Source organism: Streptomyces pluripotens (assembly GCF_000802245.2).
Lineage (GTDB): Bacteria > Actinomycetota > Actinomycetes > Streptomycetales > Streptomycetaceae > Streptomyces > Streptomyces pluripotens.
Window position 1 is genome coordinate 2239438 of sequence record NZ_CP021080.1, and the last position, 26808, is coordinate 2266245.

At 69.4% G+C, this 26808-nt stretch carries 17 protein-coding genes, 2 tRNA genes and 2 pseudogenes; 10 read left to right on the plus strand and 11 right to left on the minus strand.

Annotated elements, in window-relative coordinates:
• Positions 1 to 43: 43 nt before the first annotated feature.
• Together tig and LK06_RS09925 are read right to left on the minus strand one after the other, a co-directional pair.
• Entirely contained in the window at positions 44 to 1417 is a 1374-nt protein-coding gene (tig, locus tag LK06_RS09920; protein WP_039649563.1) for a trigger factor, read from the minus strand.
• 180 nt (positions 1418 to 1597) lie between these two features.
• Positions 1598 to 1674, minus strand: a tRNA-Pro gene (locus LK06_RS09925).
• Positions 1675 to 1835: 161 nt separating this feature from the next.
• Between LK06_RS09925 and LK06_RS09930 the strand changes: the two genes are divergently transcribed.
• Positions 1836 to 1906, plus strand: a tRNA-Gly gene (locus tag LK06_RS09930).
• A gap of 403 nt (positions 1907 to 2309) precedes the next feature.
• On the opposite strand, the gene LK06_RS09935 is transcribed toward LK06_RS09930, so the two are convergent.
• Positions 2310 to 2504: a hypothetical protein gene (locus tag LK06_RS09935; protein WP_039649565.1), complete on the minus strand. Its 195-nt coding sequence runs from the start codon at positions 2502 to 2504 to the stop codon at positions 2310 to 2312.
• A gap of 440 nt (positions 2505 to 2944) precedes the next feature.
• Here LK06_RS09935 and LK06_RS09940 point away from each other — a divergent pair, with 440 nt between their 5' ends.
• Positions 2945 to 4138 carry an acyltransferase family protein gene (locus tag LK06_RS09940; RefSeq protein ID WP_043408062.1) on the plus strand — a complete coding sequence of 398 codons (1194 nt, stop codon included), beginning with the start codon at positions 2945 to 2947 and terminating at the stop codon, positions 4136 to 4138.
• On the opposite strand, the gene LK06_RS09945 is transcribed toward LK06_RS09940, so the two are convergent.
• Positions 4125 to 4631, minus strand: coding sequence for an HD domain-containing protein (locus tag LK06_RS09945; protein ID WP_039649566.1), 507 nt, complete (start codon positions 4629 to 4631; stop codon positions 4125 to 4127). The genes LK06_RS09940 and LK06_RS09945 overlap by 14 nt on opposite strands.
• Before the next feature lie 229 nt (positions 4632 to 4860).
• On the minus strand, positions 4861 to 6033 hold the full coding sequence (locus LK06_RS09950) for a PP2C family protein-serine/threonine phosphatase (RefSeq protein WP_039649568.1): 1173 nt from the start codon (positions 6031 to 6033) through the stop codon (positions 4861 to 4863).
• A gap of 176 nt (positions 6034 to 6209) precedes the next feature.
• Between LK06_RS09950 and LK06_RS09960 the strand changes: the two genes are divergently transcribed.
• On the plus strand, positions 6210 to 7451 hold the full coding sequence (locus LK06_RS09960) for a GNAT family N-acetyltransferase (protein ID WP_043433645.1): 1242 nt from the start codon (positions 6210 to 6212) through the stop codon (positions 7449 to 7451).
• 73 nt (positions 7452 to 7524) lie between these two features.
• Positions 7525 to 7776: pseudogene (locus LK06_RS09965) on the plus strand (helix-turn-helix domain-containing protein); the annotation flags it as partial.
• A 340-nt stretch (positions 7777 to 8116) separates the two neighbouring features.
• Here the strand turns inward: LK06_RS09965 and LK06_RS09970 are convergent.
• Entirely contained in the window at positions 8117 to 8926 is an 810-nt protein-coding gene (locus LK06_RS09970; RefSeq protein ID WP_039649575.1) for an Fpg/Nei family DNA glycosylase, read from the minus strand.
• A gap of 33 nt (positions 8927 to 8959) precedes the next feature.
• Positions 8960 to 9448 carry a ribose-5-phosphate isomerase gene (locus LK06_RS09975; RefSeq protein WP_039649577.1) on the minus strand — a complete coding sequence of 163 codons (489 nt, stop codon included), beginning with the start codon at positions 9446 to 9448 and terminating at the stop codon, positions 8960 to 8962.
• Between the two features lie 268 nt (positions 9449 to 9716).
• Here LK06_RS09975 and LK06_RS09980 point away from each other — a divergent pair, with 268 nt between their 5' ends.
• Positions 9717 to 11135, plus strand: a complete 1419-nt coding sequence (locus LK06_RS09980) for an amino acid permease (RefSeq protein ID WP_039649579.1) — start codon at positions 9717 to 9719, stop codon at positions 11133 to 11135.
• Positions 11136 to 11337: 202 nt separating this feature from the next.
• On the opposite strand, the gene LK06_RS09985 is transcribed toward LK06_RS09980, so the two are convergent.
• The gene (locus LK06_RS09985) at positions 11338 to 11919 is read right to left on the minus strand and encodes a biotin transporter BioY (protein WP_039649581.1); all 582 of its coding nucleotides are present in this window, start codon (positions 11917 to 11919) and stop codon (positions 11338 to 11340) included.
• A gap of 450 nt (positions 11920 to 12369) precedes the next feature.
• Between LK06_RS09985 and LK06_RS09990 the strand changes: the two genes are divergently transcribed.
• On the plus strand, positions 12370 to 13752 hold the full coding sequence (locus tag LK06_RS09990) for an amino acid permease (RefSeq protein WP_043433643.1): 1383 nt from the start codon (positions 12370 to 12372) through the stop codon (positions 13750 to 13752).
• A 150-nt stretch (positions 13753 to 13902) separates the two neighbouring features.
• Entirely contained in the window at positions 13903 to 14550 is a 648-nt protein-coding gene (locus tag LK06_RS09995; RefSeq protein ID WP_039649585.1) for a superoxide dismutase, read from the plus strand.
• Positions 14551 to 14888: 338 nt separating this feature from the next.
• Here the strand turns inward: LK06_RS09995 and LK06_RS10000 are convergent, their stop codons facing one another.
• The gene (locus LK06_RS10000; protein ID WP_039649587.1) at positions 14889 to 15545 is read right to left on the minus strand and encodes a DsbA family protein; all 657 of its coding nucleotides are present in this window, start codon (positions 15543 to 15545) and stop codon (positions 14889 to 14891) included.
• 173 nt (positions 15546 to 15718) lie between these two features.
• Here LK06_RS10000 and pepN point away from each other — a divergent pair, with 173 nt between their 5' ends.
• Both pepN and LK06_RS10010 read left to right on the plus strand, forming a co-directional pair.
• Entirely contained in the window at positions 15719 to 18301 is a 2583-nt protein-coding gene (gene pepN / locus LK06_RS10005) for an aminopeptidase N (RefSeq protein ID WP_043408019.1), read from the plus strand.
• Positions 18302 to 18508: 207 nt separating this feature from the next.
• Positions 18509 to 19545: pseudogene (locus LK06_RS10010) on the plus strand (hypothetical protein).
• A gap of 129 nt (positions 19546 to 19674) precedes the next feature.
• Here the strand turns inward: LK06_RS10010 and LK06_RS10015 are convergent.
• Both LK06_RS10015 and LK06_RS10020 read right to left on the minus strand, forming a co-directional pair.
• Positions 19675 to 20925 (minus strand): serine hydrolase domain-containing protein, encoded by a 1251-nt coding sequence (locus LK06_RS10015; RefSeq protein WP_174673842.1) that lies wholly within the window; start codon positions 20923 to 20925, stop codon positions 19675 to 19677.
• An 89-nt stretch (positions 20926 to 21014) separates the two neighbouring features.
• Positions 21015 to 22799, minus strand: a complete 1785-nt coding sequence (locus LK06_RS10020; protein WP_039649593.1) for a TIGR03767 family metallophosphoesterase — start codon at positions 22797 to 22799, stop codon at positions 21015 to 21017.
• A 630-nt stretch (positions 22800 to 23429) separates the two neighbouring features.
• Between LK06_RS10020 and LK06_RS10025 the strand changes: the two genes are divergently transcribed.
• On the plus strand, positions 23430 to 26747 hold the full coding sequence (locus tag LK06_RS10025; protein ID WP_039649748.1) for a S8 family serine peptidase: 3318 nt from the start codon (positions 23430 to 23432) through the stop codon (positions 26745 to 26747).
• Positions 26748 to 26808 lie beyond the last annotated feature (61 nt).

Sequence of the window (26808 nt, forward strand, 5' to 3'; positions counted from 1 at the left end):
CCCAGGGCCCGTCGTAGGTACGTCGGAGATGCCGCGGGACCGCTCAGCCCTCGGTCTTCTCCGCGGCGGACTCGGCGACCTCGGACTCGGCGGCCTCGGTCTCCTCCTCGTCGTCCAGGTCGACGATCTCGCCGTTGGTGTCCTTGACCGTGGCGGACTCGACCACGACGGCCAGGGCCTTGCCGCGGGCCACCTCGCCGACCAGGAGCGGCACCTGGCCACCCTCGACGACGGCCTGGGCGAACTGGTCGGGCGACATGCCGGAGGACGCCGCACGTCGCATGAGGTGCTCGGTGAGCTCCTCCTGGTTGACGTTCAGCTGCTCCTTCTTGACCAGCTCGTCGAGGACGAACTGGGTCTTGATGCCCTTGACCGCGGCCTCGCGGGTCTCGGTGTCGAACTCCTCGGCCGTCTTGCCCTGGATCTCCAGGTACTTGTCGAGGTCGAGGCCCATCTGGCCGAGCTGGTGGTGCTCCAGGTTGTGCTTGCGGGTGTTGATCTCATCCTCGAGCAGCTTCTCGGGGACGGGGACCTCGACCAGCTCGAGCAGCTTCTCCAGGACGCGCTCCTGCGCCTGCGTGGCCTGGTCGAACTGCTTCATGTCCGCGAGGCGCTTGCGGCTGTCGGCCCTCAGCTCCTCCAGGGTGTCGAACTCGGACGCGAGCTGTGCGAACTCGTCGTCCAGCTCAGGCAGTTCACGGGCAGCGACCTGGGTGACCTTGACGGTGACCTCAGCTTCCTTGCCCGCGGCGGAGCCGCCCTTCAGCTCGGAGGTGAAGGTGGCCTCGCCGCCGGCCTCCAGGCCCTTGACGGCGTCGTCGATGCCGTCCAGCAGCTCACCGGAGCCGATGGTGTAGGAGACGCCGCTGGCGATGCCGTCTTCCAGGACCTCGCCGTCGACCTTGGCCTCAAGGTCGATGGTGACGACGTCGCCGTCCTCGGCGGCCCGCTCGACCGGGGAGGTGGAGGCGAAGCGCTCACGCAGCTGCTCGACGGACTTCTCAAGGTCCTCGTCGGTGACCTCGACGGCGTCGACCTCGACCTCGATGCCGGAGTAGTCCGGGATCTCCAGGGCGGGGCGGACGTCGACCTCGGCGGTGAAGTTGAGCGTCTCGCCATCCTTCAGCTCGGTGATGTCGACCTCGGGCTGACCGAGCGGGCTCAGCTCGGCCTCGTTCACCGCCTCGGTGTAGAACTTGGGCAGGGCGTCATTGACGGCCTCCTCCAGCACTGCACCCCGGCCGAACCGCTGGTCGATGACGCGGGCCGGGATCTTGCCCTTGCGGAACCCCTTCACCGTGACCTGCTGGTTGATCTTCTTGTACGCCGCGTCGAGGCTGTCCTTGAGCTCCTCGAAGGGCACCTCGACAGTGAGCCGAACCCGGGTCGGGTTCAGGGTCTCCACGGCGCTCTTCACGGTTCGGTCTCCTTGTGGCTGACTGCTTGGGTTCTGCCGGAGCCAGACTGGTTCCGGCGGATTTCGCCGCCCGAAGGAGTTCGTAGGCCGAATGGGCCGGGCCGCACGGGCGCGCAGCTTGCATAGTAACCGCAGCCGGTCAGCGCCCCAAAAGGCGATCTTCACGGCCCCGCGAGCCGGTGGTCGGGGTGGCGGGATTTGAACCCACGGCCTTCCGCTCCCAAAGCGGACGCGCTACCAAGCTGCGCCACACCCCGTCTGGTGCGACACGTAGGGTACATGCCCTGGCCGCTCGCGTCGGCCGCATTCTCCGCGGCGGCGCGCGTCGCCCCCTCGTGACCGCACTCGTTGGCCTCAGCGGCGGGCGACCCGCTAGGATGCCTCCAGTGCCGCGGTCACCGACCTGCGGCGCACTCGTGCGGGCGTAGCTCAATGGTAGAGCCCTAGTCTTCCAAACTAGCTACGCGGGTTCGATTCCCGTCGCCCGCTCTGTCCAGCCCGGGGCCGGACCGGAGGATCGTGCCTCCGGCCCGGCCCCGGGCTGTTCCACCAGGACCCGGCCTTTCCCGGGAACTCCAGATCCGGGCTCCCGACCTGGGACACGGAGCGTGACCGGCCAGGGGTACGCGACGGGACGGCGGTGCCGCCCGAGTCGCGGCCGGAACCGTCTTGGGGGCACGCCCTCCAGGACATGTCCGCGGACGAGGTGGTGGGAGCGCCCTCCCGGGCGAGCGGTGCCGGGAGTGGGGGCGCCACACGGCCCACACCGATGCCAAACCGACGACGCGGCCCCGACCCACGATCGACGCTCCCCGCCAGGCCGGAGTCGCGCGGCGCCACGCCCCTGCGTCCCCCGCCGAGTCCCCGTTCGCCCGAGGGCCACCTCGCCGGGTCAGAACTTGATCGAGTTGATGGAGTCCGCTATCGAGTTCAGGAAGCGAGTGATGGAGGGCGCCATGCCGGTCGAGGCGAGGAAGAAGCCGAGGAGGATGGCGACGATGGCGGGGCCGGCCTTGATGTTCCCCCCTCGGATCAACACCGCCAGGATGATCGCCAACAGCAGCACCACAGACAGTGAAATGGCCACAACTGATCACACCCTAGGTCGGTCCGCTCTCCCGGCCCGGAGGTACGGCCCGCGCACCCCCGCCAGAACCATCGTGCCACCAACCCGGCCCCCGTATGCGGCTCGTGACACAACATCGGGTAACCGCCCGGCGCGGGCGACGCTCCGCACAGCAATTCGACAGGGCGCCCACCCATGACTCCCCCAAGAATTGGGCGCCTTCATTTTCACTGCCGCACAACTCTCGCACAGGTGATTCGAATTGATGACACAGAGGGCAAGATATGCCCCAATTAGTCGGGATGAATCGGGACATCAAGGGTGAACTGGCGACCCTTCCCCGGACATCGTGCCCTGAATCGAGAAGTCGAGTCCGTTAAATCGGCGGGCCTCGAAGGCGATAGACAGTAATGACTGCGGGAGTTTTACGGAATCCCAGGGACGCCGCTATGGTGCCTGAGATGTCTGACGCCGCCTCGTCCCCCGGTCAGAACACCGAACCGCTCCCCCCGGCACGGCCGCCGGCGGCCGGAGCGACCGGCCCGCGCATGCCCGTGAGTGCGCAGGAGCACCGGCCGGGGCCGGACAGACCCGGCAAGCAGCGCGACGCGTTCTTCGACAACGCCAAGTACCTGGCCATCGTGCTGGTCGCGATGGGGCACTCATGGGAGCCGCTGAAGAGCGAGAGCCGGTTCCTGGCAGGCATGTACATGGTCGTGTACGCCTTCCACATGCCGGCGTTCATCGTCATCTCCGGCTACTTCTCGCGCACTTTCGACATGCGCCCGGACCAGCTGAAGCGGTTGATCACCGGCGTCGCCGTGCCGTACATCCTGTTCGAGACCGCGTACACGCTCTTCAAGAACCTCGTCACCGGCTCCCATGACGCGATCAGCCTCCTCGATCCCTGGTACCTGACCTGGTTCCTGATCGCCTTGTTCGTCTGGCGGCTCACCACACCGATCTGGAGGCTGCTGCGCCGGCCGCTACCACTGGCCGTCGGCATCGCCATGTTGGCGACCATCGCCCCGGACATCGGCAACGACCTCGACCTGCAGCGTGTCCTGCAGTTCCTGCCGTACTTCGTGCTCGGCCTGTATATGAAGCCCGAGCATTTCCGGCGGATGCGCCGCCGCGCGGTGCGGATCGCCTCGGTTCCGGTGTTCGCGGCGGCACTGGCGGCTGCCTGGTGGGCGGTGCCGCACGTGGAAACCGCGTGGTTCTACCATCGTGACTCCGCACAGGAACTGGGCGCCCCCTGGTGGTGCGGCCCGGTGATGACGCTCGCGCTGATGGCCTGTGCACTGCTGTTGACGGTTTGTTTCTTCGCCTGGGTACCCCGCCGGAAGACGTGGTTCACGGCGCTCGGCGCGGGCACGCTGTACGGCTACCTGCTGCACGGGTTCCTGGTGAAGTTCGCCGACTACCGCGGCTGGTTCGACTACGACTGGCTGCACCGTCCGCTCGGCGAGCTCTTGGTGACCGCCCTCGCCGGCTCCGCCGTCACGGTGCTGTGCAGCCGGCCAGTGCAGCGGGTCTTCCGCTTCGCCGTGGAACCGCGGATGGAATGGGCGTTCGCCCAGGACGCGGCCGCACTGGCACGCGGGCGGCAGGAGATGCGCGAGCCGGAGAAGGCCGCGCTCAGCCGTTCCTGACCGGTCCGAGGCCGAGCAGCGCACGCATCCGGGCGTACTTCTCGGTCAGCCGCACCCGGGTCGGTTCTGGCAGGACGCCGAGCCGCCGGGGGTCGGCGTTGTGTGCCAGGTCGGACTCCTTCACCAACGGCGCGCCCGGGGTTGCCAGGATCCTGCGGGCGTACACCTCCGGTTCCTCACCCGGTCGTTTGGTGAGGGCGTCCACGATGGCCTTGGTGCGTGGGGACAGGGCGGCAGCGTCCAGCCACTCCGCCGTGAGCGCGTCGTCCTCGACGGAGTCGTGCAGCCAGGCCGCCGCAATCTGATCCGGATCGCCGCCGCGGACCCGAACGCCCTCGGCGACGGCCGCGAGGTGCTCGCTGTACGGCCGTCCGGCCTTGTCGGTCTGCCCTTGGTGAGCGGCACGCGCGACTGCCTCGACCTCGGCGAGGGTGAGCTGCGGTCCGACGCCGGTGGCTCCTCGTGGCGTCCGCCCGGTGGCTTGGTCTGTCATCGCCCCAGTCTCCCCCAGGACAACCGTCCACCGGCAAAGTCACCTCTGGTGGTTTCGGTCCCTGGCGCAGTCGTCCGGCCGGTGCCGCTCCGGCGGGACAGGGAGACCACCGGGCCCTGCCGGCGGCCCGCACACCGCCCCCTTCGCCCGGCGGAGCCGATCCGGTCCGCCTTGCCGAGCCGGTCCGGCGCCGGGTGCCGAGCCGCGACGCCGGTCGACGGCGTCCCGCTCAGCGGGCGTTGACGGAGGTCTCGTGGCAGATCAGCAACAGGGCCCGGTCGTCGTTGACGTCCTTGGCGACTGCCTCGATGAGATGCCAAGCGGCGCCGCGGAAGCCGCCGGCGACATAGCGGTCGGCCTCTCCGGTGAGTCGGTCGATGCCCTCCATGATGTCCCGATCGGAGGTCTCCACCAACCCGTCCGTGAACAGCATCAACACATCTCCGGGCCGCAGCGAGCCCTTCACGGGGTCAAACTGGGCACCGTCGTACACGCCGAGCAGTGGTCCCTCAGCGGCCTTCTCCTCCCAGCGCCCGCTGCCCGCGCTGAGCTGCAGCCCGGGCGGATGGCCAGCGGTGTACAGCTCGTAGTCGCCGGAGTCGAGGTCCAGCACCAGGTGAATGGAGGTGGCGAAGCCCTCGTCCCAGTCCTGGCGGAGGAGGTAGCCGTTCGCGGCCGGGAGGAAGGCGTGCGGGGGGAGGGAGCCGAGCAGGCCCCCGAAAGCACCCGACAGCAGCAGTGCCCGCGAACCCGCGTCCATGCCTTTGCCGGAGACGTCCGTGAGCACGACCTCCAGGGTGCGGCCGCCGTTGGTGCACGCGGCGACCACGAAGTCGCCGGAGAAGGACTGGCCGCCCGCCGGGCGCAGCGCCATCTCGTGGTGCCAGCCCCGGGGCAGTTTGGGCAGCTTGCTCTGTACCCGGATGCGTTCGCGCAGGTCGAACAGCATGGTGCCGCCGCGCCGCCAGGGCACACCGACCCGGCTGCGGAACTGCGCCGTGAGCAGCCCGAAGAAACCGCACGCGGCGACCACCAGGACCACGCCCGGAGTGACCTGGGCCGGCCCCTCGGAGTAGGGGCCGAGCCGCACCGACTCCACGATCAGCGCGGTGGCCGCCGCCGCGTACAGACCGAGCAGGCTCGCCGGGCGCAGCAGCAGGCCGCCCGCGACGATCGGCAGTACCAGAATGGCCGGGGAACACCACACCGAGTCGACGAGGGTCATGACCGCGAGGAGGGGGACGGTCAGGAGCAGTCCGGCGAACGCGATCCAGTCCGAGCCGTTCCCGCGGAAGTAGTCCACAGCGCTTCTGCGCAGGCCGACCCGGACCCGGTGCCACTGCATCTTCCACCGGGCCGTGAACGTCTCGGCCTTTGCGCGCCGCTCTCGTCCTGCTGCCATTAGTCCGGGACCCTATCCATCCCACCGGCCGCTTGGCACGGGAGGTCCCACTTGTCCCCCCGTGCGAGGCTCTGTTTCGCGGTCCGCCCTTCAGTGAACGGCACGCGCGGCCGATCCCGCGGCCACTCGGGAGAATTTCACTGGCTCGTCGCGCATTGCCCTGATAGGCAGGGTTCATGGGGACTGATCACGGAACCGAGTCGAAGGTGCTGCGCCCGGAGGAGTTCGACCGCTGGTGGGACCATCTGATCCGCGCGTTCGGTGGCGAGCCGGCCTCTCCCGAGGAACGCGAACTGTTCAGATCACTGATCGAGTTCGACCGCTCCCTGGCCGTCTGGGACGGAGGCGCGATCGTCGGCACCTCCGGGGCCTTCAGCTTCCGGATGACCGTGCCGGGCGGGGCCGTACTGCCCACCGCGGGCGTCACCATGGTCAGTGTGGCCGCCACCCACCGGCGGCGCGGGACGCTGACCTCGATGATGCGCCGGCTGCTGGACGACGCCCGTACCAAGGGCGAGCCACTCGCGGCACTGCACGCCTCCGAGCCCCCGATCTACGGCCGCTTCGGCTACGGCTCGGCGACCTTCCAGCTCAGCGCCGAAATCGACACCGGTCGAGTCTCGCTGGCACTGCCTGCGGGAACCGACGAGGTGCGGGTGCGTTACGCGGCGCCCGCCGAGGCCCTGGCCGAGTGCGAGGCGGTGTACGCGACCCTGGTGTCCCGCCGCCCCGGCATGCTGGTCCGGCAGCCCGGCTGGGAACGGGCGGAACTCCTCGACCCGGAGAGCGAGCGGCACGGGTCAGCGGCGCTGCAGTGCGTGGTCGCCGAACGGGACGGCGAGGTCACCGGGTACGCGCGCTTTCGCACCAAGATCGACTGGGGGGCGAGCGGGCACGACGGGAAGGTGACGCTGAAGGACCTGGCCGCGCTCGATCCGGCGACCGAGGGCGCGCTGTGGCGGTTCCTGTTCGGCATCGACCTGATGTCGACGCTGACGATGCGGGGACGGCCGGTCGATGATTCCTGGCAGCACCTGGTCTCTGACATCCGCCGCTGCCGGCCGCGGCTGCGGGACGCGGGATACGTGCGTCTCGTGGACGTGGGCGCGGCCCTGTCGGCGCGCACCTATCTGACGCCGGTGGACGTCGTGTTCGAGGTCCAGGATTCCTTCTGTCCCTGGAACGCGGGGCGTTGGCGGCTGCACGGCGACCCGAAGGGCGCGTCCTGTGAACGGACCACGGACGCACCCGATCTCGCACTCACGGTATGGGAGTTGGGCGCGGCCTACCTCGGCGGTGTGTCCCTGATGTCGCTGGCGGCGGCCGGACGGGTACGGGAGGTGCGCCCGGGCACGCTGGCGGAGGTGTCGGTGGCGTTCGGCTCACCGGTGGCCCCTTGGCTGCCGCACGGCTTCTAGCGCGTGGGTTCGCCGGGTGGTGGTTTGGGCGGTTGGATGTGTGGTGACGTCCGTTCCGACCGCTGGAGGTGTGGTGACTGCGCCTGTCCGTGTGCGCGGGTTGACCCACCCGGAGGAGCAGAGGCCGCAGCAGATCGTGCGTCGGGGCAGCACCAGTTCGGTGCGGGTCCGGCGGGCGACGACGCTGCTGGCCTCGGCCGGCGGGAACCGTGTGCCGGTGATTGCGAAGCGGGTGCAGGCCGACGAGGACACCGTCCGGGACGTGATCCACCGGTTCAATGAGATCGGCTTGGCCCGTCCGGACCCTCAAGGGGCGGGAGGTCGATGGGGCGGGCGGCCGATTGCCCGTACAGCTTGATCGACTGGGCGAGCCTCGCCCGGCTGAGCCTCAGCAGTAGCCGTCCACCCGGGTACCAACCCCTGAGCGAGACTAGGCCAGGGATGGCCTGCTCCGTCGGAGGCGGCGGACCGCAGGAGGTCGAGAAGAGTGCAGCCCGGGTAGCCCCGGAAGCTCACCCAGGCGGTCCTGGGCAGGAGGCCGGGACCGCCTGCCCGGAGCCACCGATCCGGTGAACGTATGCGGTCAGTGCACTAACCAGTTCCGCGGCAGGCGACGTTGGCCGCGGCACCAGGCCGGTGAGCACCGCACGGCCTCCGGGACCCGTTCACCGTTTCTGGCAGGTGGGGCACCAGAAGAGGTTGCGCGCGGCGAGACCGGCGGTGCGGATGCCGTCGCCGCAGATGTGGCAGGGCTGGGTTGCCCGTCGGTAGACGTACACCTCTCCGCCGTGGTCGTCCACGCGGGGTGGGCGTCCCATCGCCTCCGGTGTGTGCTCCGGGCGAACGGTGTCGATCCGGTTGTGCCGCACTCCTTCGCGCATCAGCGTGGCGAGGTCGGCCCAGATGACGTCCCACTCGGACGGAGTGATGTCCCGGCCTGTACGGTAGGGGTCGATGCCGTGCCGGAAGAGGATCTCGGCACGGTAGACGTTGCCGACCCCGGCCACGACCTTCTGGTCCATGAGCAGTGCGGCGATCGTGCTACGGCTGCGGGAGATCCTGCGGTACGCCGTCTCCGGTCGGGCGTCCGCGCGCAGCGGGTCGGGGCCGAGTCGGTCGTGTACCGCCTGCTTCTCGGTGTCCGTGATCAGTGCGCAGGTGGTGGGGCCGCGCAGGTCGACGTAGGAGGTGTCGTTCGCGAGCCTGAGCCGGACGGTGTCGGCCGGCGGGGGCGCCGGGGCGTCCCCGAAGCCGACCTTGCCAAAGAGGCCGAGGTGGATATGAACCCAGTCGGCGTCGCGGAACCGCAGGAAGAGGTGTTTGCCGTGGGCCTCGGTGGCGGTGAGCACGGCGCCGTCCAGCAGGTCCGCAGCGTCGGAGAACTTGCCCTGGGGGCTGGTGACACGCGGGGCCGTGCCAGAGAAGCGGGTGGCGTAATCGTGCGCCAGCCGGTGGATCGTGTGCCCCTCTGGCACGGTTCCTGTTCCTTCCAGCCCCCCGAGGGAACCTCAGTCCTGCTGCGGGTGGTGGGCCGGGATCGGAGGAAGGTCGCCAGTCGTCTCGTATGCGGAGAGCATGGCGATGCGGCGGATGTGACGCTCGTCGCCGGAGAACGGGGTGCCCAGGAAGACCTCGACGAACTTGGTCGCCTCCTCCGTGCTGTGCATACGCGCCCCCACGGCCACCACGTTGGCGTTGTTGTGCTGACGGCCGAGCGTCGCCGTCTCCTCACTCCAGGCCAGGGCTGCCCGGACACCCTTCACCTTGTTCGCGGCGATCTGCTCACCGTTGCCCGAGCCACCGATCACGATGCCCAGTGCATCCGGGTCCGCGGCCGTCTTCTCCGCGGCGCGCAGGCAGAAGGGCGGATAGTCGTCCTGGGCGTCGTAGAGGTGCGGTCCGCAATCGACCGGCTCGTGGCCGGCGGCCTTGAGCCATTCGACGAGGTGGTTCTTCAGTTCGTAGCCCGCATGGTCGGAGCCGAGATACACGCGCATGCCATGAGTGTGACACGGCGGTGTCGCAGCGGCAGCGCCGGGTCGTGGCACACCGCCGATTCACAGACTGGCTGATGAAATCCAAGCTGAACCATGGAACCTCAAGAAAACCTCAAGTAACGATCTGGATTCAGAGGTTCCCGAATCCATTCACCTCCGATTCACTGGACCGTCTCGTTCATCGCTCGTGCGAGATCCCGTATCCGCCACACCAAACGGCGCTCCGCTCGTACGGGAAACGCTCCTCCGGCGCAAAGGAAATCCGTCCATGACCCCTGGTTCCGGACTTCAAGCAGGTCTCAAGAACCGTCACCTGTCGATGATCGCCATCGGTGGTGTGATCGGTGCCGGCCTGTTCGTCGGCTCCAGCAGCGGCATCGCCACTGCTGGCCCCGGCATCCTGCTGTCCTACGCCCTCGTCGGCACCCTGGTCGTCCTCGTGATGCGGATGCTCGGCGAGATGTCCGCCGCCAACCCGACCTCGGGCTCGTTCTCCGCACACGCCGACCGCGCCCTCGGCCGCTGGGCCGGGTTCTCCATCGGCTGGCTGTACTGGTTCTTCTGGGTCGTCGTGCTCGCCGTGGAGGCGACCGCCGGCGCCAAGATCCTCGCCGGCTGGGTCCCAGCGGTCCCCCAGTGGGGCTGGGCACTGATCGTGATGACCGTGCTGACCGCGACCAACCTGATCTCCGTCGGCTCCTACGGCGAGTTCGAGTTCTGGTTCGCCGGGATCAAGGTCGTGGCGATCGGCGTGTTCATCGTCATCGGTCTGCTCGCGGTGTTCGGTGTGCTGCCGGGCGTGCACGCCGACCGGGCGAGCTTCGGCAATCTGACGAGCCACGGCGGTTTCCTGCCGCACGGCCCGGGCGCGATCCTCACCGGTGTACTGCTGGTCGTCTTCTCCTTCATGGGCAGCGAGATCGCGACCCTGGCAGCCGGCGAGTCGGAGGACCCGCAGCGGGCGGTCACCAAGTCCACCAACAGCATCATCTGGCGTATCGCCGTCTTCTACCTCGGCTCGATCCTCGTCGTGGTCTCGCTGCTGCCGTGGAACGACCCCGCCATCAAGAAGGACGGCTCCTACGTCGCCGCACTGGACTCGCTCGGGATCGCGCACGCCGGTCAGATCATGAACGTCATCGTGTTGACCTCGGTGCTGTCCTGCCTCAACTCCGGCCTGTACACGGCCTCCCGGATGGCCTTCTCACTTGGTCAGCGCGGTGACGCCCCGAAGGCGTTCGCCCGCACCACCGCCCGCGGTGTACCGCTGGCAGCGATCCTGGCCTCGGTCGTCTTCGGCTTCGTGGCGGTGTTCTTCAACTACGAGTTCCCCGACTCCGTGTTCCTCTTCCTGGTCAACTCCAGTGGCGCGGTGGCCCTGTTCGTGTGGCTGGTCATCTGCTTCTCACAGCTTCGGATGCGGAAGATCATCCAGCGGGAAGCGCCGGAGAAGCTCGTCGTACGGATGTGGCTCTACCCGTACCTGACCTGGGCCACGGCCTTCCTGATCGTCTTCGTCCTCGGCTACATGCTGACCGACACCGAGCACGACGGCCGCGAAACCGTGCTGCTGTCGCTCCTGGTCGCCGCGGTCGTACTGGTGATCGCCGTGGTGAAGGAGCGGGTCACGGCGAGCCACCCGGCCCCCGCGACCGAGGCGCCGGCCGACAAGGTGTCCGTCGGCTGATCCATCCGCGTGCGGCAACGGCCGCGCGACCCGAGGCGAACCGCCGGGTCGCGCGGCCGTTGCCGCATCCGCGACGCAGCGCGCCGCCGCACCCGTTCACGGACCCGTGTGCCCCGCGAGGACGGTCACGGCGCGGACCCCGCAAGCCCCCGGGAACCCGCTGCAGCGCCAGGAGCCCCGGCCGAGCGGCGGGAACCCGGCCTCAGCGCCGACCGGCGAACTTCCAGGCGGTGGGCAGCAGACCCATCGCCAGTGCGGCCTTCAGGACATCACCGATCAGGAACGGCGTCAGTCCGAGCGCGATCGCCTTGGCCGCGGGCAGGTCGGCGGCCAAGGCCAGGTAGGGCACACCGACGGCGTAGATGATCGCCTCACCGAGGATCACCGTGCCCGCCATGCGCAGCGGTGAGCGGTCGGCGCCGCGGCGGGCCAGGGCGCCCACGGCCGCAGAGGCGAGCAGCATGCCGACGATGTAGCCGAAGGAGACGGAGCCCACGCCGGAGGTGCCGCCCGCGAACCACGGAACGCCGGCCACACCGGCGAGCGCGTACAGGGCGAGGGAGAGGAAGCCGCGGCGGGTGCCCAGCGTGGCGCCGACGAGCAGGGCGGCGAAGGTCTGACCGGTCACCGGTACTGGCGACCCGGGGACCGGAACCGACAGTTGGGCCGCGAGGCCGGTGAGCACGGCGCCACCGAGCACCAGGGCGGCGTCACGGACGCGGGACGCGGGGAGCAGGTCGGCGAGGACTGCACCGGGGCGGGCGGTGGCGGTGGCGGTGCTCATGGGATCTCCGGGATCAAGTGGGCAGGTGGGAACACCGTGACGCTATACCTGCGCCCTCGTGCTGATCACCGTCAGCGCCCGACAAAGGCTCGAACACACGCTTGGTTGGCTTCTCACAAAAGAAGTCGACCATGCCGAGTCCGGCGTGATACCGGTCACTGAGGTGGGGTGGCTCGAACCATGGGAACACCCACAGGAACACCTCAAGCCATCTGTAAGGTTCCACCAAAACAGCAAGGGTCACCCCTGACCACTCGACGCGTTCGGCGCCCCCACGACCACCCCCAGCGGGTCCCGGCGGGCGGCCCGGAGCAAGGCGCTTGCGTGATCCTCCGATCACGGTGCGTGAAACGAGTGTCCGGATAATGGGCAGTCCGTTCGTCTGAGCGGACGCGCCACCCAGACTGACGGGGTTTTACCCGCCTATTGCACTGGGAGAGCCGCGTCCCCATGCCCAGCAGCACCACCACGAAGACACCGCCGCAGGAAAAGCGCGAGCCCCTCTCCCACGGCCTCAAACAGCGCCATCTGTCGATGATCGCCCTGGGCGGCGTGATCGGCGCGGGCCTGTTCGTCGGGTCCGGCGCGGGCATCGCCGCCGCCGGCCCGTCGATCGTGATCGCCTACGCCCTCTCCGGCCTCCTGGTCATGCTGGTGATGCGGATGCTCGGGGAGATGTCCGCCGCCTACCCGTCGTCGGGCTCCTTCTCGGCGCACGCCGAACGGGCGATCGGCCCTTGGGCGGGCTTCGCCGCCGGTTGGTCCTTCTGGGTACTGCTCTGCACGGCCGTCGGCCTGGAGGGCATCGGCGCCGCGAGGATCGTCCAAGGCTGGCTGCCGGGTACCCCGCAGTGGGCCTGGGTGGCCCTGTTCATGGTGATGTTCTGCGGGGCGAACCTGGCCGCCGTGAAGAACTTCGGCGAGTTCGAGTTCTGGTTCGCAGCCCTCAAGGTCGGCGCGATCAGCCTGTTCCTGGTGCTCGGCGTACTGGCCATCGCGGGTGTGCTGCCCGGCACCGACTCCCCCGGCGTCTCACAACTGCGTGACTTCATGCCACACGGCAGCGAAGGCCTACTGATCGGCCTGCTCGCCTCGGTCTTCGCCTACGGCGGCCTGGAGACGCTCACCATCGCGGCGGCCGAGTCGGAGGACCCGGTGCGGGGCGTGGCGAGCGCGGTGCGCACGGCGATGTGGCGGATCGCCCTCTTCTACATCGGCTCGATGGCGGTCGCCGTCACACTCGTCCCCTGGGACTCCAAGGAGGTCGTGGAGAAGGGCCCGTACGTCGCCACACTCGACCACCTGGGCATCCCCGGCGCGGGCCGACTGATGAACGTGGTCGTGCTGGTGGCACTACTGTCGGCGATGAACGCCAACATCTACGGTTCCTCACGCATCGCGTACTCGCTGGTCGAGCGCGGACAGGGCCCGAGGGCACTGGCGAGACTGTCCGGCGGAGTACCCCGGGTCGCGGTCCTGACGTCCTGCTTCTTCGGCTTCGTCTGCGTCCTGCTGAGCTACTGGCGTCCGGACGACATCTTCTCTTGGCTGCTGAACATGATCGGTGCGGTCATCCTGGTCGTCTGGATCTTCATCGCGGTCTCCCAACTCCTCCTGCGCCGCCGGATCGAACGCGACGCCCCCGAGAAGCTCGTGGTACGCATGTGGGCGTACCCATGGCTGACTTGGGTGGCGCTGGCCGGCATCGTCGCGATCTTCGCTCTGATGGCCAGGGAGCCGGGCACCCGCGCCCAGCTCTACTCGACGGGCGGGATGACCCTCTTCCTGGCGCTGGCCGGCTACGCCTGGCAGCGGGTGCGCGCCAAGCGCTGACGCCCGCCGTCCGCCGGGCGCCCCAGCCGGGCACCCCACAGAGAGACCCCCGTGTGCGCGACACGCGGGGGTCTTTCTGTCGCTCTGACGCTCTTATTGTTAGCGTGTAGTTGCAAGTGATGTGCAATAAGGTTCCGGAGGGGATCACCCATGCCCGTCTACACGCTGCCCGACCTGCCCTACGACTACTCCGCGCTCGCCCCCGTGATCAGCCCCGAGATCATCGAGCTGCACCACGACAAGCACCACGCGGCCTATGTGAAGGGCGCCAACGACACCCTGGAGCAGCTCGCCGAGGCGCGGGACAAGGAATCCTGGGGTTCGGTCAACGGGCTGGAGAAGAGCCTGGCCTTCCACCTCTCCGGGCACATCCTGCACTCGATCTACTGGCAGAACATGACCGGCCCGAAGGAGGGCGGCGGTGAGCCGATGGCGGCCGACGGGGTGGGTGGGCTGGCGGACGCGCTCACGGAGTCCTTCGGTTCCTTCGCCGCTTTCCGCACCCAGCTGTCCAAGGCCGCCGCCACCACCCAGGGGTCGGGCTGGGGCGTGCTGGCGTACGAGCCGCTGAGCGGGCGCCTGGTCGTGGAGCAGGTCTACGACCACCAGGGCAACGTCGGCCAGGGCTCGACCCCGCTCCTGGTGTTCGACGCCTGGGAGCACGCCTTCTACCTGCAGTACCGCAACCAGAAGGCGGACTTCGTCGAGGCGATGTGGCAGGTCGTCAACTGGCAGGACGTCGCCCGCCGTTACGAGGCCGCGGCAGCCCGCCCGAACGTACTGCTGCCGGCGCCCTGAGCGCCGCCGGATCGTCCTGCCTCGTGATCGTCTTCTCACCCTTCACGTCGGCAGGCGGATGAACGGAGGACCCCCGCGAGGACGTGACTCGCGGGGGTCCTCCCCACCTGTACGTCCCCTACGTCCACCGGCCTGCCGACGGGAACCCCACAGGCCGCAGCCCGTCAAAGGGCCTCGACGCACCCGGAGCCACCGGCCAGAGCAGACGGAGGGGAACCGGTACGCGCAACGGCGGCGAGAACGGTGGACAGGGCACCGCGGCACGGCTCGCAGGGCCTCCGCCGTCGCACTGGACGGTGTGCGCGGCACCGGTGGAGTCAGCCGTAGGCCCGTGGCGGTCAGTCGAAGATGGGCCCGAGGGTGCGGGTCCGCTTGATCTCGTAGAAGCCCGGCACCGAGGCCACGGCGATCGCGCCGTCCCACAGACGGACCGCAGCCTCGCCCTTGGGGGCGGGGGTGACGACGGGGCCGAAGAAGGCGATCTGCTCGCCGTCGGGGCCGGGCAGTGCGATGACCGGGGTCCCGACGTCCTGGCCGACCTTCTCGATGCCCTCCTTGTGGGAGGCACGCAGCTCCGCTTCGAACTCGAAATTCTCCTGCTCGGCGTACTCGATCAGTTCTGCGGGCAAACCGACGTCCGCGAGCGCGCCGGCGATGGCCTCCAGGGTCGGGCCCTCGCCGTTGTTGTGGATGCGGGTGCCGAGCGCGGCGTAGAGCGGGCCGAGGACTGCGTCGCCGTGCTTCTGCCACGCCGCGGTGACCACCCGGACCGGCTGCCAGGCCTGGGTGACGAGCATCTCCCGGTAGCGCTCGGGCAGCTCGTCCAGCTTGTCCTCGTTGAGCACGGCGAGGCTCATGACATGCCAGCGGACCTCGATGTCCCGGAACTTCTCCACCTCCAGCACCCAGCGCGAGGTCATCCAAGCCCACGGGCACAGCGGGTCGAACCAGAAGTCGACGGGAGTCTTGCCGGACGAGGTCGCGGTCTCGGACATGCTTCTCCTCAGCGGAACGGTCTCCTACAGCATCGGTCAAGCACAACGGCGTCACCGCGACCCGCATTCCCCGCCGCCCCACGCGTCAGGGGCTCGTGGCAGGATCGGTCCTGTCCCACACCAGACACACACCCATCACGCACCAATCACGCGACCACGAGGGAGTGCCGCCCGTGCCCGGTGAGAATCTGTCCCGCGACGAGGCCCGGGAGCGGGCCGCCCTGCTGTCCGTCGACGGGTACGAGGTGTCCCTCGACCTGAGGTCCGCCGTCGGCGACGGGGACGACGAGCCGCGCACGTTCCGCTCGGTGACCACGATCCGCTTCCGCTGCAACGAACCGGGCACGGCCACTTTCGCCGATCTGATCGCGCCGAGCGTGACCTCCGTCTCCCTCAACGGCCGGGATCTGGACCCGGGCGAGGTCTTCGACGGCGCCCGGATCACGCTGGAGAACCTCGCGGCCGAGAACGAGCTGGTGGTCGACGCCCGGTGCGCCTACTCGCGCACCGGAGAGGGCCTACACCGCTTCGTCGACCCCGAGGACGGCGAGGTCTACCTCTACACCCAGTACGAGCCGGCCGACGCCCGCCGGGTGTTCGCGAACTTCGAACAGCCGGACCTCAAGGCTCCGTACCGCTTCGAGGCGCAGGCGCCCGAAGGCTGGACGGTGTGGAGCAACGGTGCGGGCGAACTCGTCGACGGGATCTGGCGGTTCGCGGAGACCAAGCCGATCTCGACCTACATCACCTGCGTGGTGGCGGGCCCGTACCACTACGTCACGGACTCTTACTCCCGCGTCTTCGAAGACGGGACGAAGCTGGAGATCCCACTGGGCGCGATGTGCCGCAAGGGCCTCGCGCCGCACTTCGACGCCGAGGACGTCTTCCTGATCACCAAACAGGGTCTGGACTTCTTCCACGACCACTTCGCCTTCCCCTACCCCTTCGGGAAGTACGACCAGGCCTTCGTTCCGGAATACAACCTGGGCGCGATGGAGAACCCGGGTCTGGTGACCTTCCGTGAGGAGTACATCTTCCGCGGGAAGGTGACACAGGCCTCGTATGAGGCGCGGGCCAACGTCATCCTGCACGAGATGGCGCACATGTGGTTCGGCGACCTGGTCACCATGCAGTGGTGGGACGACCTGTGGTTGAAGGAGTCCTTCGCCGACTTCATGGGCACGTTCGGGAACGTCGGCGCGACCCGCTTCACCGATGCCTGGATCACCTTCGCCAACCGTCGCAAGGCCTGGGCCTACCGCGCCGACCAGTTGCCCTCCACGCACCCGATCACGGCGGACATCCGCGATCTGCAGGACGCCAAGCTGAACTTCGACGGCATCACCTACGCCAAGGGCGCCTCCGTCCTCAAGCAGTTGGTGGCGTACGTCGGCCAGGACGCGTTCCTGGAGGGTGCCCGCCGCTACTTCAAGCGGAACGCCTACGGCAATACGCGCCTCGGCGACCTGCTGTCGGTGCTGGCGGAGACCAGTGGCCGGGACATGACCACGTGGGCGCGGTCCTGGCTGCAGACGGCCGGGGTGAACTCGCTGTCCCCGCAGGTGCTGCTGGACCCCGAGGACGGCCGGATCGCCGAGCTGGCGGTGGTCCAGGAGGCCCCCGAGTCACACCCCGAGATCCGTCCGCACCGGGTCGCGGTGGGGTTGTACCGGCGGACAGTCGAGGGCGCGCTGGAGCGCTACGCACGCGCGGAGACGGACGTGGAGGGCCCGCGCACCGTGGTGACGGAGCTGGCGGGTGCCGACGCGCCGGAGCTGGTGCTGGTCAACGACGACGACCTCACCTATTGCAAGATCCGATTCGATGAGACCTCGCTGGCGACCCTGCGCGGGCACCTGGGCGCGATCACCGACCCGCTGGCCCGTGCGCTGTGCTGGTCGGCCCTGTGGAACCTGACCCGGGACGCGCTGCTCCCGGCGCGGGCCTTCATCGACCTGGTGCTGCGGTTCGCGGGGCACGAATCGGACATCGGCGTGCTGCAGACGCTGCACACGTGGGCGAACTCGGCGCTGGTGCACTACGCGGCACCGCAGTGGCGGGAGACCGGTGGGCACCTGCTCGCCGAGGGCGCGCTGCGCGAGCTGCGGGCGGCCGAACCGGGCAGTGAGCACCAGCTGGCCTGGGCTCGGTTCTTCGCCTCCGTGGCCTCCGACGAGCCGGATCTGAAGCTGCTGACCGAACTGTTGGACGGGACCACCACGATCGAGGGCCTGACGGTGGACCAGGAACTGCGCTGGACGTTCCTGGAGCCACTCGCGGCCCACGGTGCGGCCGACGGGTCGGCGCTGGTGGCCGAACTGGCCCGGGACGATACGGCCTCCGGCAAGCGGCACCAGGTGCGCTGTCTCGCGGCCCGCCCGTCGGCCGTGGTCAAGGCGCAGGCATGGGCGCAGGTGGTGGAGTCCGACGTGCTGTCGAACGCACTGGTGGAGGCGACGATCTCGGGCTTCGCCCAGCCGTCCCAACGGGAGCTGACCGCGCCCTACGCGGAGAAGTACTTCGCGGCGATCGAGCGGATGTGGCGGGAGCGGTCGATCCAGATCGGTATGGACGTCGTACGCGGGCTCTTCCCGGCACTGCAGGACCGGCCGGAGACCCTGGAGGCGACGGACGCGTGGCTGGCGGCGCACCGGGACGCGGCGCCCGCGCTGCGCCGGCTGGTACTGGAGGCGCGGGACGACCTGGCACGGGCGCTGCGCGCACAGGCGTACGACGGGACGGCGGCCGACCGGTAAGCCTTGGCCTGAGCTTGCCCAGTCGGTAACCGTTACGAAATTCGGGCAAGAATAACCGTAACCCCTGGTCCACGCCTGATCGGACCAGGGGTTTTCCGCCCCTACTCGGCATCCGAACACCTGACCTTTAGTCCTGCCTTGTCCGCATTTTTCGACAGCCGTGTAACAGCGGTTACGGGCGGCACGGGCTGCGGGAATCCCGGGGTCATGACGCACAACACCCCGCTCTCCCCCGCCCCCTCCGGCACCTCTCCGAGGTCCACCGCCGCGTCCTGACGGCGGCCCAGCTCCGAGCCCACGGCGTGACGACTGCCGAGCTGAACGAGCAGTGCCGTCCCGACGGCCCCTGGCGTCAGCTGCTCCCGAACGTGATCCTGCTGCACCCCGGCCTGCCGACGAGCGAGGAACGCCTGCACGGGGCCCTGCTGTACGCGGCCCGGACGTCAGCGCCCGGCGTCCCCGCCCAGCCGGCGGCTGGAACCCCGCACCGCCAGCCGTACACGGAGGCCGTGATCACCGGCCCGGCGGCACTGACCTTGCACGGCTTCTCCGCCACCCCGCCGCTGCTCTCCCTGGACCGCATCGACGTGCTGGTCCCGCGGCTGCGCCGGCTGCGCTCCACGGGCTACGTGCGCATCCTGCGCGCCCCTGCCCTGCCCGCGCCCCGCGTGGTGACGGGCCTGCCGGTGGCACCGGTGCCACGGGCCCTGGCGGACGCGGTGGCGGAGCTGACGGACCCTGAGGCAGTGCGGCGGCTGCTGACCGAGGCGGTGCGCGGCGGCCACTGCGAACCGGCGGCCGTGGTCCGGGAGCTGACTCTGGCGAAGCTGCTGAACCGCCCCCATGTGGTGGATGCGGTCGACTCGCTGCTGGCAGAGGGCCGCTCGATCGCCGAGGACCGCCTCTACCGGATGGTCCACGAGTACGGCCTGCCCGACCCGGTCTGGAACGTCGACCTGCGTCTGCCGGGTGGCCCGCACCTCGGCGGCCTCGACGCCTACTGGCCGGACCAGGCGGTCGCGGTCGAGCTCGATACGCGCGCCCCCCGTCAGGACGAGGACGCGATGTGGTCGGAGTACGCGCGCAAGCGTGAGCACTTGGAACGCCTCGGGATCACGGTCGTGTACATCACGCCGAAGAAGCTCAGGGAGGCGATGGAGCAGCAAGCGGCGGTGGTGCGTACCGCGCTGATGGCGGCCGGCGACCGCGAACCGGCCGCCTATGTCGTGGTGCTGCCCCGGTAGTGGCGGACCGGGAAGACGGCAGGAAGCCACCAGGAGGGGAGCGGAGGGGGCCGCCGGAACCGTTTCCGGCGGCCCCCTCCTCATGTGCGGCCCGACGGTCTGGGGCTCCCCGGACCGCCCGACGTGCCATCAGTTGCCCTTGCCACCGCCGAGCAGCTCACGTGCCCGGTGGGCGGTCCGGTAGCGGAGGCCCTTCGGGACCGAGGACGAGGCACTGCCCGGTGTCGCCCCGGTCTCCCCGCAGAACTCCGCTTCGAGCACGGCGGCCATGCCCCCCGCCCAGTCCCCGTTGAAGTTGAACGCCAGGGAACGCCGGCCGTCGGCCGTCGTCACCGCGAACGAGATCGAGCCCTGGATGCCTCCGCTGTGGCCCCAGACGTGGACGCCGCAGCTCAGCTGGGTGTCCATCAGGCCCAGACCGTAGCCGGTGTGCGGGATGCCCACGGCCCTCACCGTGGTCTTCATCTCCGTCAGCTGCTTCGCCGGGAGGAGTCTTCCGCGGAGCAGGGCGCTGTAGAAGCGGTCCAGGTCCGCGGAGTCCGAGATCATCTCGCCGGCCGAGTAGGCCAGGGAAGGGTTGAGCGTCGTGACGTCGTACGTCGGCCCCTCGGCCGTCGGTGCCAGTTTCGAGTAGGCGCGGCTACTCGGCCGCGGGACCGTGACCCGGGTGCCGGGGACGGAAGTGGCCGTCAGATGCAGCGGGCCGATGATGCGGTGCCTGATCTCGGTCGCGTACGGGCGGCCCGTCACCTTCTCGATCACCATCCCGGCCACGACGTAGTTGGTGTTGGAGTACTCCCAGGACGTGCCGGGGGCGAAGGCCGGTTCGTGCCGCAGGGCGATCGCCACCAGATCGCGCGGGGTGAGGGTGTCGTAGCGGTGCCGGAAGAACCCGTCCTTGAGGAAGTACGCGCGGACGAAGTCGTCGTCGGACGTGTAGTTGTAGATGCCACTCGTGTGGTTGAGGAGCTGCCTCAGGGTGATGCGGCGGCCGTCGTGGCCGTGGCCGCGGACCACCCCGGGCAACCACCTGTCCACCGTGTCGTCCAGCGAGAGCCGACCCTCCGCCTCCAACTGGAGCAGGACCGTCGAGACGAAGGTCTTGGTGATGCTGGCGACGCGATAGCGGTCGGCGGCCGAGCGGGGCGTGCCCATGCGGAGGTCACCGACGCCGGCCGTCGTGGACCAGGAGCCACGGGCGTCCTTGGTGGTGGCGGTCGCTCCGGGCACGCCGGCCTCGACCGCCGCCTCGACGGCCTTGCGGGTGGCGCTGTGATCGCTGCCGGGACGGGTGGGTCCGGCAGCCGCACCGGCAGGCCCCGCGAGGGCCGCCGAGAGCAGCAGCGCTGCGCCGCCCACCAGAGTCGTACGTACGTTCATGTCTTCCCTCAGCCTGTGTGTGGGCTCGGTCAAGGGATGGGACCGGGGGCATTGCGCGAAAGTTGCTCCGCTGTAGGCCGGTTGGGTGACTATCGGTGCTTTTTCAGCACCAGCTCCGTGTTCCGGTCAGCCTCGGTGCCCACGAAACTCACGATGCGGCCGGGCGCGTTGTAGGACAGCTCGCGGTAGAGGGCGGCGAGGCCGGTCTGGGTCAGATCGGCGTAGTCGGTGCGGTGCGGTGCGGCGGACTCAACCAGGGTGGTGAACAGGGAGATCGTGCCGTCCTTGTTGTCGACCAGCTCGATGACGCGGGCGAGCTGCGGGAAGTCGATGTGCGAGGCGGTGGAGATCTCCCAGAAAGAGCCGCCTGAAGAAGCCCGGTGCGGGGTGATGGCGTTCTTGTGGATGTGACCGTTCACCCAGGCCAGGACGTTGCTGTGGGAGGACAGGACGGAGACCACCTCGGCGCCGCCGTGGCGGCGCTCCTTCGGGCGGGCCGGGTCGGGGCGGGTGTTGGTCATGGTCTTGCTGGTGTGGTGGCTGAAGACGACGGCGTAGGAGTGCTTGTCGTGCCCCAGCGTCCGGTCCAGCCACTCCAGCTGGGCGGTGCCGATGGAGCCCTGGTAGTGGCCACCGGGGTCGGTGGTGTCGAGGCTGATGCCGATGACGTCGTCGGAGATGCGGAAGGAGTAGTACTGGGTGCCCGCGTCCAGGTTCGCGGTGGAGTAGCCGTGGCCGAACGGGCCGTGGCCCTGGTGGGCGGGGTCCAGGTGGGCCTTGAGGTAGTCGGCCTGGGTGTAGGGGGCCCGCTTCTCGTCGGCCGTAACCGTGCGCATCGAGCGGGTGTGGGCCTTGAGGAAGTCGCGGTAGCCGGTGCCTTCAGGGTCCGTAGCCTTCTTGATCGCGGCCCGGAGCTTCCTGGCGTCGGCGACGGGGGCGTCGCACAGCTTCTTGCCCTTGATGGCCGCCTCAGTGAGGTAGGGGTCGCCGTGGGAGCCGTAGCAGCCGAGCGGGAGGGCATCGTGGTTGCCCACCGTGGAATACCAGGGCAGGTGGAGTCCGGGACTGCGCACCTCGCGGATCGCGGCGGCCAGGAAGCCCTCCAGGTTCGGGAAGCCCAGCGCCTTGTCGTGGTCGCGGGTGGCGGAGCCGGGCTGCCAGTACAGCGTGAGACCGCTGTTCTGCACGCCCTCGTAGTGTTGAGGGTCCCCGGAGTTGGGGGTGATCCGGCCACCGCTCATCACCTTCATGAACCACTCCAGTTCGGAGCGGGCGTTGTTGTCGGTGTTGTCGCCGGTGGTCATGACGAAGCGCAGCGGGGCACCGGTGACGGGCGCACCCCGCAGCGCGTTGATCCGCTCGACGAGCGAGATGGCTCCGGGCACGGTGAGGGCCTCCTGCGGGCGCCAGGCGTGCTGGTCGTAGGCGCGCAGGTATTCCAGCCGGAGCGGATGCTGGACGTCCGTCAGGTGCAGATCGGTGAACTGCACGAACGCGGCCAGGGCCGTGCGGCGGACCACACGGGTGGGCCGGGGGGCGGCCAGTTCACCGCGCACGACCCGCTTCCATCCGGGACCGTCACCGAGGCGGCGGTAGCCGGAGCCGCCGCGCGGGGCGGCGACGGAGGCGACGGTGGTGCCTTGGGTGTAGGGGGTGGGTGAGGTGGCGGCGGTCTGTCGGGACTTGTCCGCGAACGGCCGGGCGGCGGCGGGAGCTGCGCTGCCGGCGGCGGGCTCGGCGGTAGCGGCCTGACTGTCGGTGGGATGCAGGGCGTAGCCGACGCCCGCGGAGAGCGAGACCGCTCCGGCGGCGGCGAGAACGGTACGGCGGTTGACCCCCAGAGCGGAGGCGGCGACAGAGTGTATGCGCGACATGGCGCGATCTCCCCGAGTGCGAACGCGTCGGCAGTGGTCACGGGACGCCGCAGATACGAACGCCCCGCTCGCTTCGGATGGTTGGCAGCGGGGGTGACCTGCGCGTGAACGCGGCAGCAACGCCTGACGCCGAACACGTACGTGGATCACGAGGTGGGAAGCGCGGCCATGGAGTGGATGTCGGGCGGCCGGGGACCGGTCACTCCTCGTTCACCTCCCGGGGTAGGGGACGGATTTCAAAGCAGCCGGCCCCGGCGGTGAGGGCACCGGCCGGCGCACGGTGAGGCCCCCGGCGCCCGGTGAGCTGCGGGACGGTGAGGGGCCGAGGCAGGGCAACCCGGGCCGCACAGAACCCCAGCGGGGACAGCGGACCGCCCACCCGGCCGTCGGCGCAGCGCCAGGTGCGGGACCGACCGGTGAGCCGGAGGGCGGTCCGTCGTCCAGACGGGAAGAGCGGACCCGCGCAGGCGCCGCCGAGTGGAATCCGCCCCATACACAGCCGATCCGGGCAAAGTCCATCGCGGGTTTTCCCCATACATCGATGTCGGTTCGGTCAATGCTCGCCAAAATCCAGTCCGTTGGGTAAAGCTGAGCGCTCTCGTTCGCTCGTTCCTTATCTGGGGGATGCCGATGACACAGTCACCCGAGCGTGATCCGATATCCGGTCCTAGACGCCTGGCCCGCGTGGCCGCGGCCGTGGGCGTGGTGGCCGCACTCTCCGCGGCCGGGCCGGTGCCCCTGGCCGCTGCCGCGGACGCGCCGCCCGTTCCGGCCGCCGAACCCGGTGTCAAGTCAGCCCACAACAAACTCGGTTCGGACGACGCCGATACGCTCGCCGAGGCCAAGGCCGACGGCGCCAAGAACGTCACGATGATGATCGCGACAGCACCGGGCCGGACCGAACAGGTCACCAAGGAGCTGAACGCGGTCAAGGGCGGCTCGGTGGGCCGCAGTTATGACAAGGTCGGTTACGTCCGCGCCACCGTCCCCACCGGCAAGGCCGACGCGGCCATCAAGGCCGCGGCCAAGCTCTCCTCGGTGCACGCCATCGACCTCATGCGGGAGATCCCGCTCGACGATCCCACCCCGGACGCGGGCACCACCGCCACGTCACACAAGGGCAAAGGCAAGGGCAAGAACACATATCCCGGCCCCGGCAAGGACACCCCGGCGGAGAATCCGTACAACCCGTCCTTCGAGACCGGTGCCGTCGATTTCGTCAAGAAGCACCCGAAGGCGGACGGCCGGGGCATCACCATCGGCATCCTCGACTCAGGCGTCGACCTCGGCCACCCGGCCCTGCAGAAGACCACCACCGGCGAGCGGAAGGTCGTGGACTGGGTCACCGCGACCGACCCGATCCTGGACGGCGACGCGACCTGGCGCCCGATGGTCACCGCGGTCTCCGGGCCGGACTTCTCCTACGCGGGCCGGGCCTGGAAGGCGCCGGCCGGCTCGTATGAGATCAGCACCTTCAAGGAGTCCGCCACCACGGGCGGTGACGAGAAGGGCGACCTCAACCGGGACGGCGACACCACCGACAGTTGGGGCGTGCTGTACGACCCCGCGGCCGGGACGGTCACGCTCGACCTGGACAACGACCACGACTTCACCAACGACACCCCGATGAAGCCGTACAAGGACGGCTACCAGGTCGGCTACTTCGGCACCGACGACCCGAAGACCGATGTGGTCGAGCGGGTGCCGTTCGTCGTGCAGATCCGCAAGGACGTCGCGATGGACCCCTACGGAGGGTCCTGGGTCGGCAAGAAGGCCGACTTCGTCAACATCGGTGTCATCGAGTCCGAGCACGGCACCCACGTGGCCGGCATCACCGCTGCCAACGGCCTGTTCGGCGGCACGATGAACGGCGCGGCCCCGGGCGCACAGATCGTCTCCTCGCGGGCCTGCACCTGGTCCGGCGGCTGCACCAACGTCGCCCTCACCGAGGGCATGATCGACCTGGTCACCAACCGGAGCGTCGACGTCGTCAACATGTCGATCGGCGGCCTGCCGGCGCTGAACGACGGCAACAACGCGCGCGCCGAGCTGTACACGCGGCTCATCGACACCTACGGCGTCCAGTTGGTCATCTCCGCGGGTAACTCCGGTCCCGGCGCCAACACCATCGGCGACCCCGGTCTCGCGGACAAGGTGATCTCGGTCGGCGCGGCCATCTCCCGGCAGACCTGGGCCGCCAACTACGGCTCACGGGTGAAGCGCAGGTACCAGTTGCTGCCCTTCTCCTCGCGCGGCCCGAGGGAGGACGGCGGCTTCACGCCGACGCTGGTCGCGCCGGGAGCCGCGATCAACAGCACCCAGACCTGGCTGCCGGGCTCCCCGGTCCCCGAGGCGGGCTACTCGCTACCGGCCGGCTACTCGATGCTCCAGGGCACCTCGATGGCCTCCCCGCAGGCCACCGGCGCCTCCGCGCTGCTGCTGTCGGCCGCTCGGCAGAAGGGCATCGACCTGACGCCCGCCAAGCTGCGCACGGCGCTGACCTCGACCGCCGACCACATCAGGGGTGTGCAGGCGTACGAGGAGGGTGCGGGCCTGATCGACATCGTGGACGCGTGGCGCGCCATCCGGCACAACGCCTCTGCGCACGACTACACCGTCAAGGCCCCGGTCGACACCGCGATCGACTTCGCTCTGAAGACCCCCGGTTTCGGCACCGGCCTCTACGACCGTGAGGGCGGCCTGAAGGCCGGGCAGAAGAAGACCTACGACATCACCGTCACCCGTACCTCCGGACCGGACCAGGCCGTCCGGCACAAGCTGCACTTCAAGAACAACGCCGGTCACACCTTCCGGATCGTCGGCGACGACGTAGTACGGCTGCCCCTGAACCAGCCGGTGACCGTCAAGGTCCGGGCGACCCCGCGGTCCGCGGGCATCAAGAGCGCGATCCTGGAGGTCGACGACCCGAGGACCAAGGGCATCGACAAGCAGATCCTCACCACCGTGGTGGTCTCCACCCCGCTGCACCACACCCACACGGTGTCGGGCTCGGTACAGCGCAACAGCACGCGGTCGTACTTCCTGACCGTGCCCGAGGGGGCCAAGTCCCTGGAGATCGCGATGGGCGGGCTGAAGGACAGGAGCCAGACCCGGTTCATCGCCATCCACCCCTACGGCGTTCCGGTCGACAACACCTCGACCCCGTACTGCTACAACAACTACCTGGACGGCAAGGGCTGCAGGCCCGACGTCCGCTCCTACTCGGACCCGCAGCCCGGCGTCTGGGAGGTGGAGGTCGAGGCGCGCCGCACCTCGCCGATGCTGAACAACCCGTACCGGCTGGAGTTCTCCGTCCTCGGTGCGCGCTTCGCCCCGGAGACCGTGACCGTTCCGGAGGCCAAGGTCGGCAGCCCGGTCACCGCCACCTGGACGGTGACCAACGCGTACGCGGCGCTGGACGGCAAGCTGGTCGGTGGCCCACTCGGCTCCGCCAAGACCGCCCGACCGTCCATCGGACAGGGCGAGACGCAGACCACCACGGTGGACGTCCCGGCCGGCGCCAAGTCCCTTGACGTCGCCATCGGCAACGTCTCCGACACCGCGGCCGACCTTGACCTGACCGTCTACGACGCGAGCGGCAAGCAGGTCGCGCAGTCCGCCGACGGCGACTCGGAGGAGGCGGTCTCCATCCCGTCCCCGGCGGCCGGCACCTACACCATCGAGGTCGCGGGCTACTCGGTTCCCGCCGGTTCGACCGACTACGACTACCGGGACGTGTTCTTCTCCTCCGCGCTCGGCACCGTCTCGGTCGACGGCACCACGCCGGTCAAGCTCGACACGGGCGACTCGGCCACCGTGACCGGGCAGGTCACGGCAGCCGCCGAGGCACCGGCGGGCCGCGAGTTCTTCGGCCGCGTCCAGCTGGTGAACGCCCGCGGCACGGTCGCGGGCATCGGCAGCGTGAAGATCGAGAAGGTCACACCGTGACGGAAGGTCACACCGTGACGGAAGGTCACACCGTGACGGGGTGACGCGCCTGAGAGGGGCG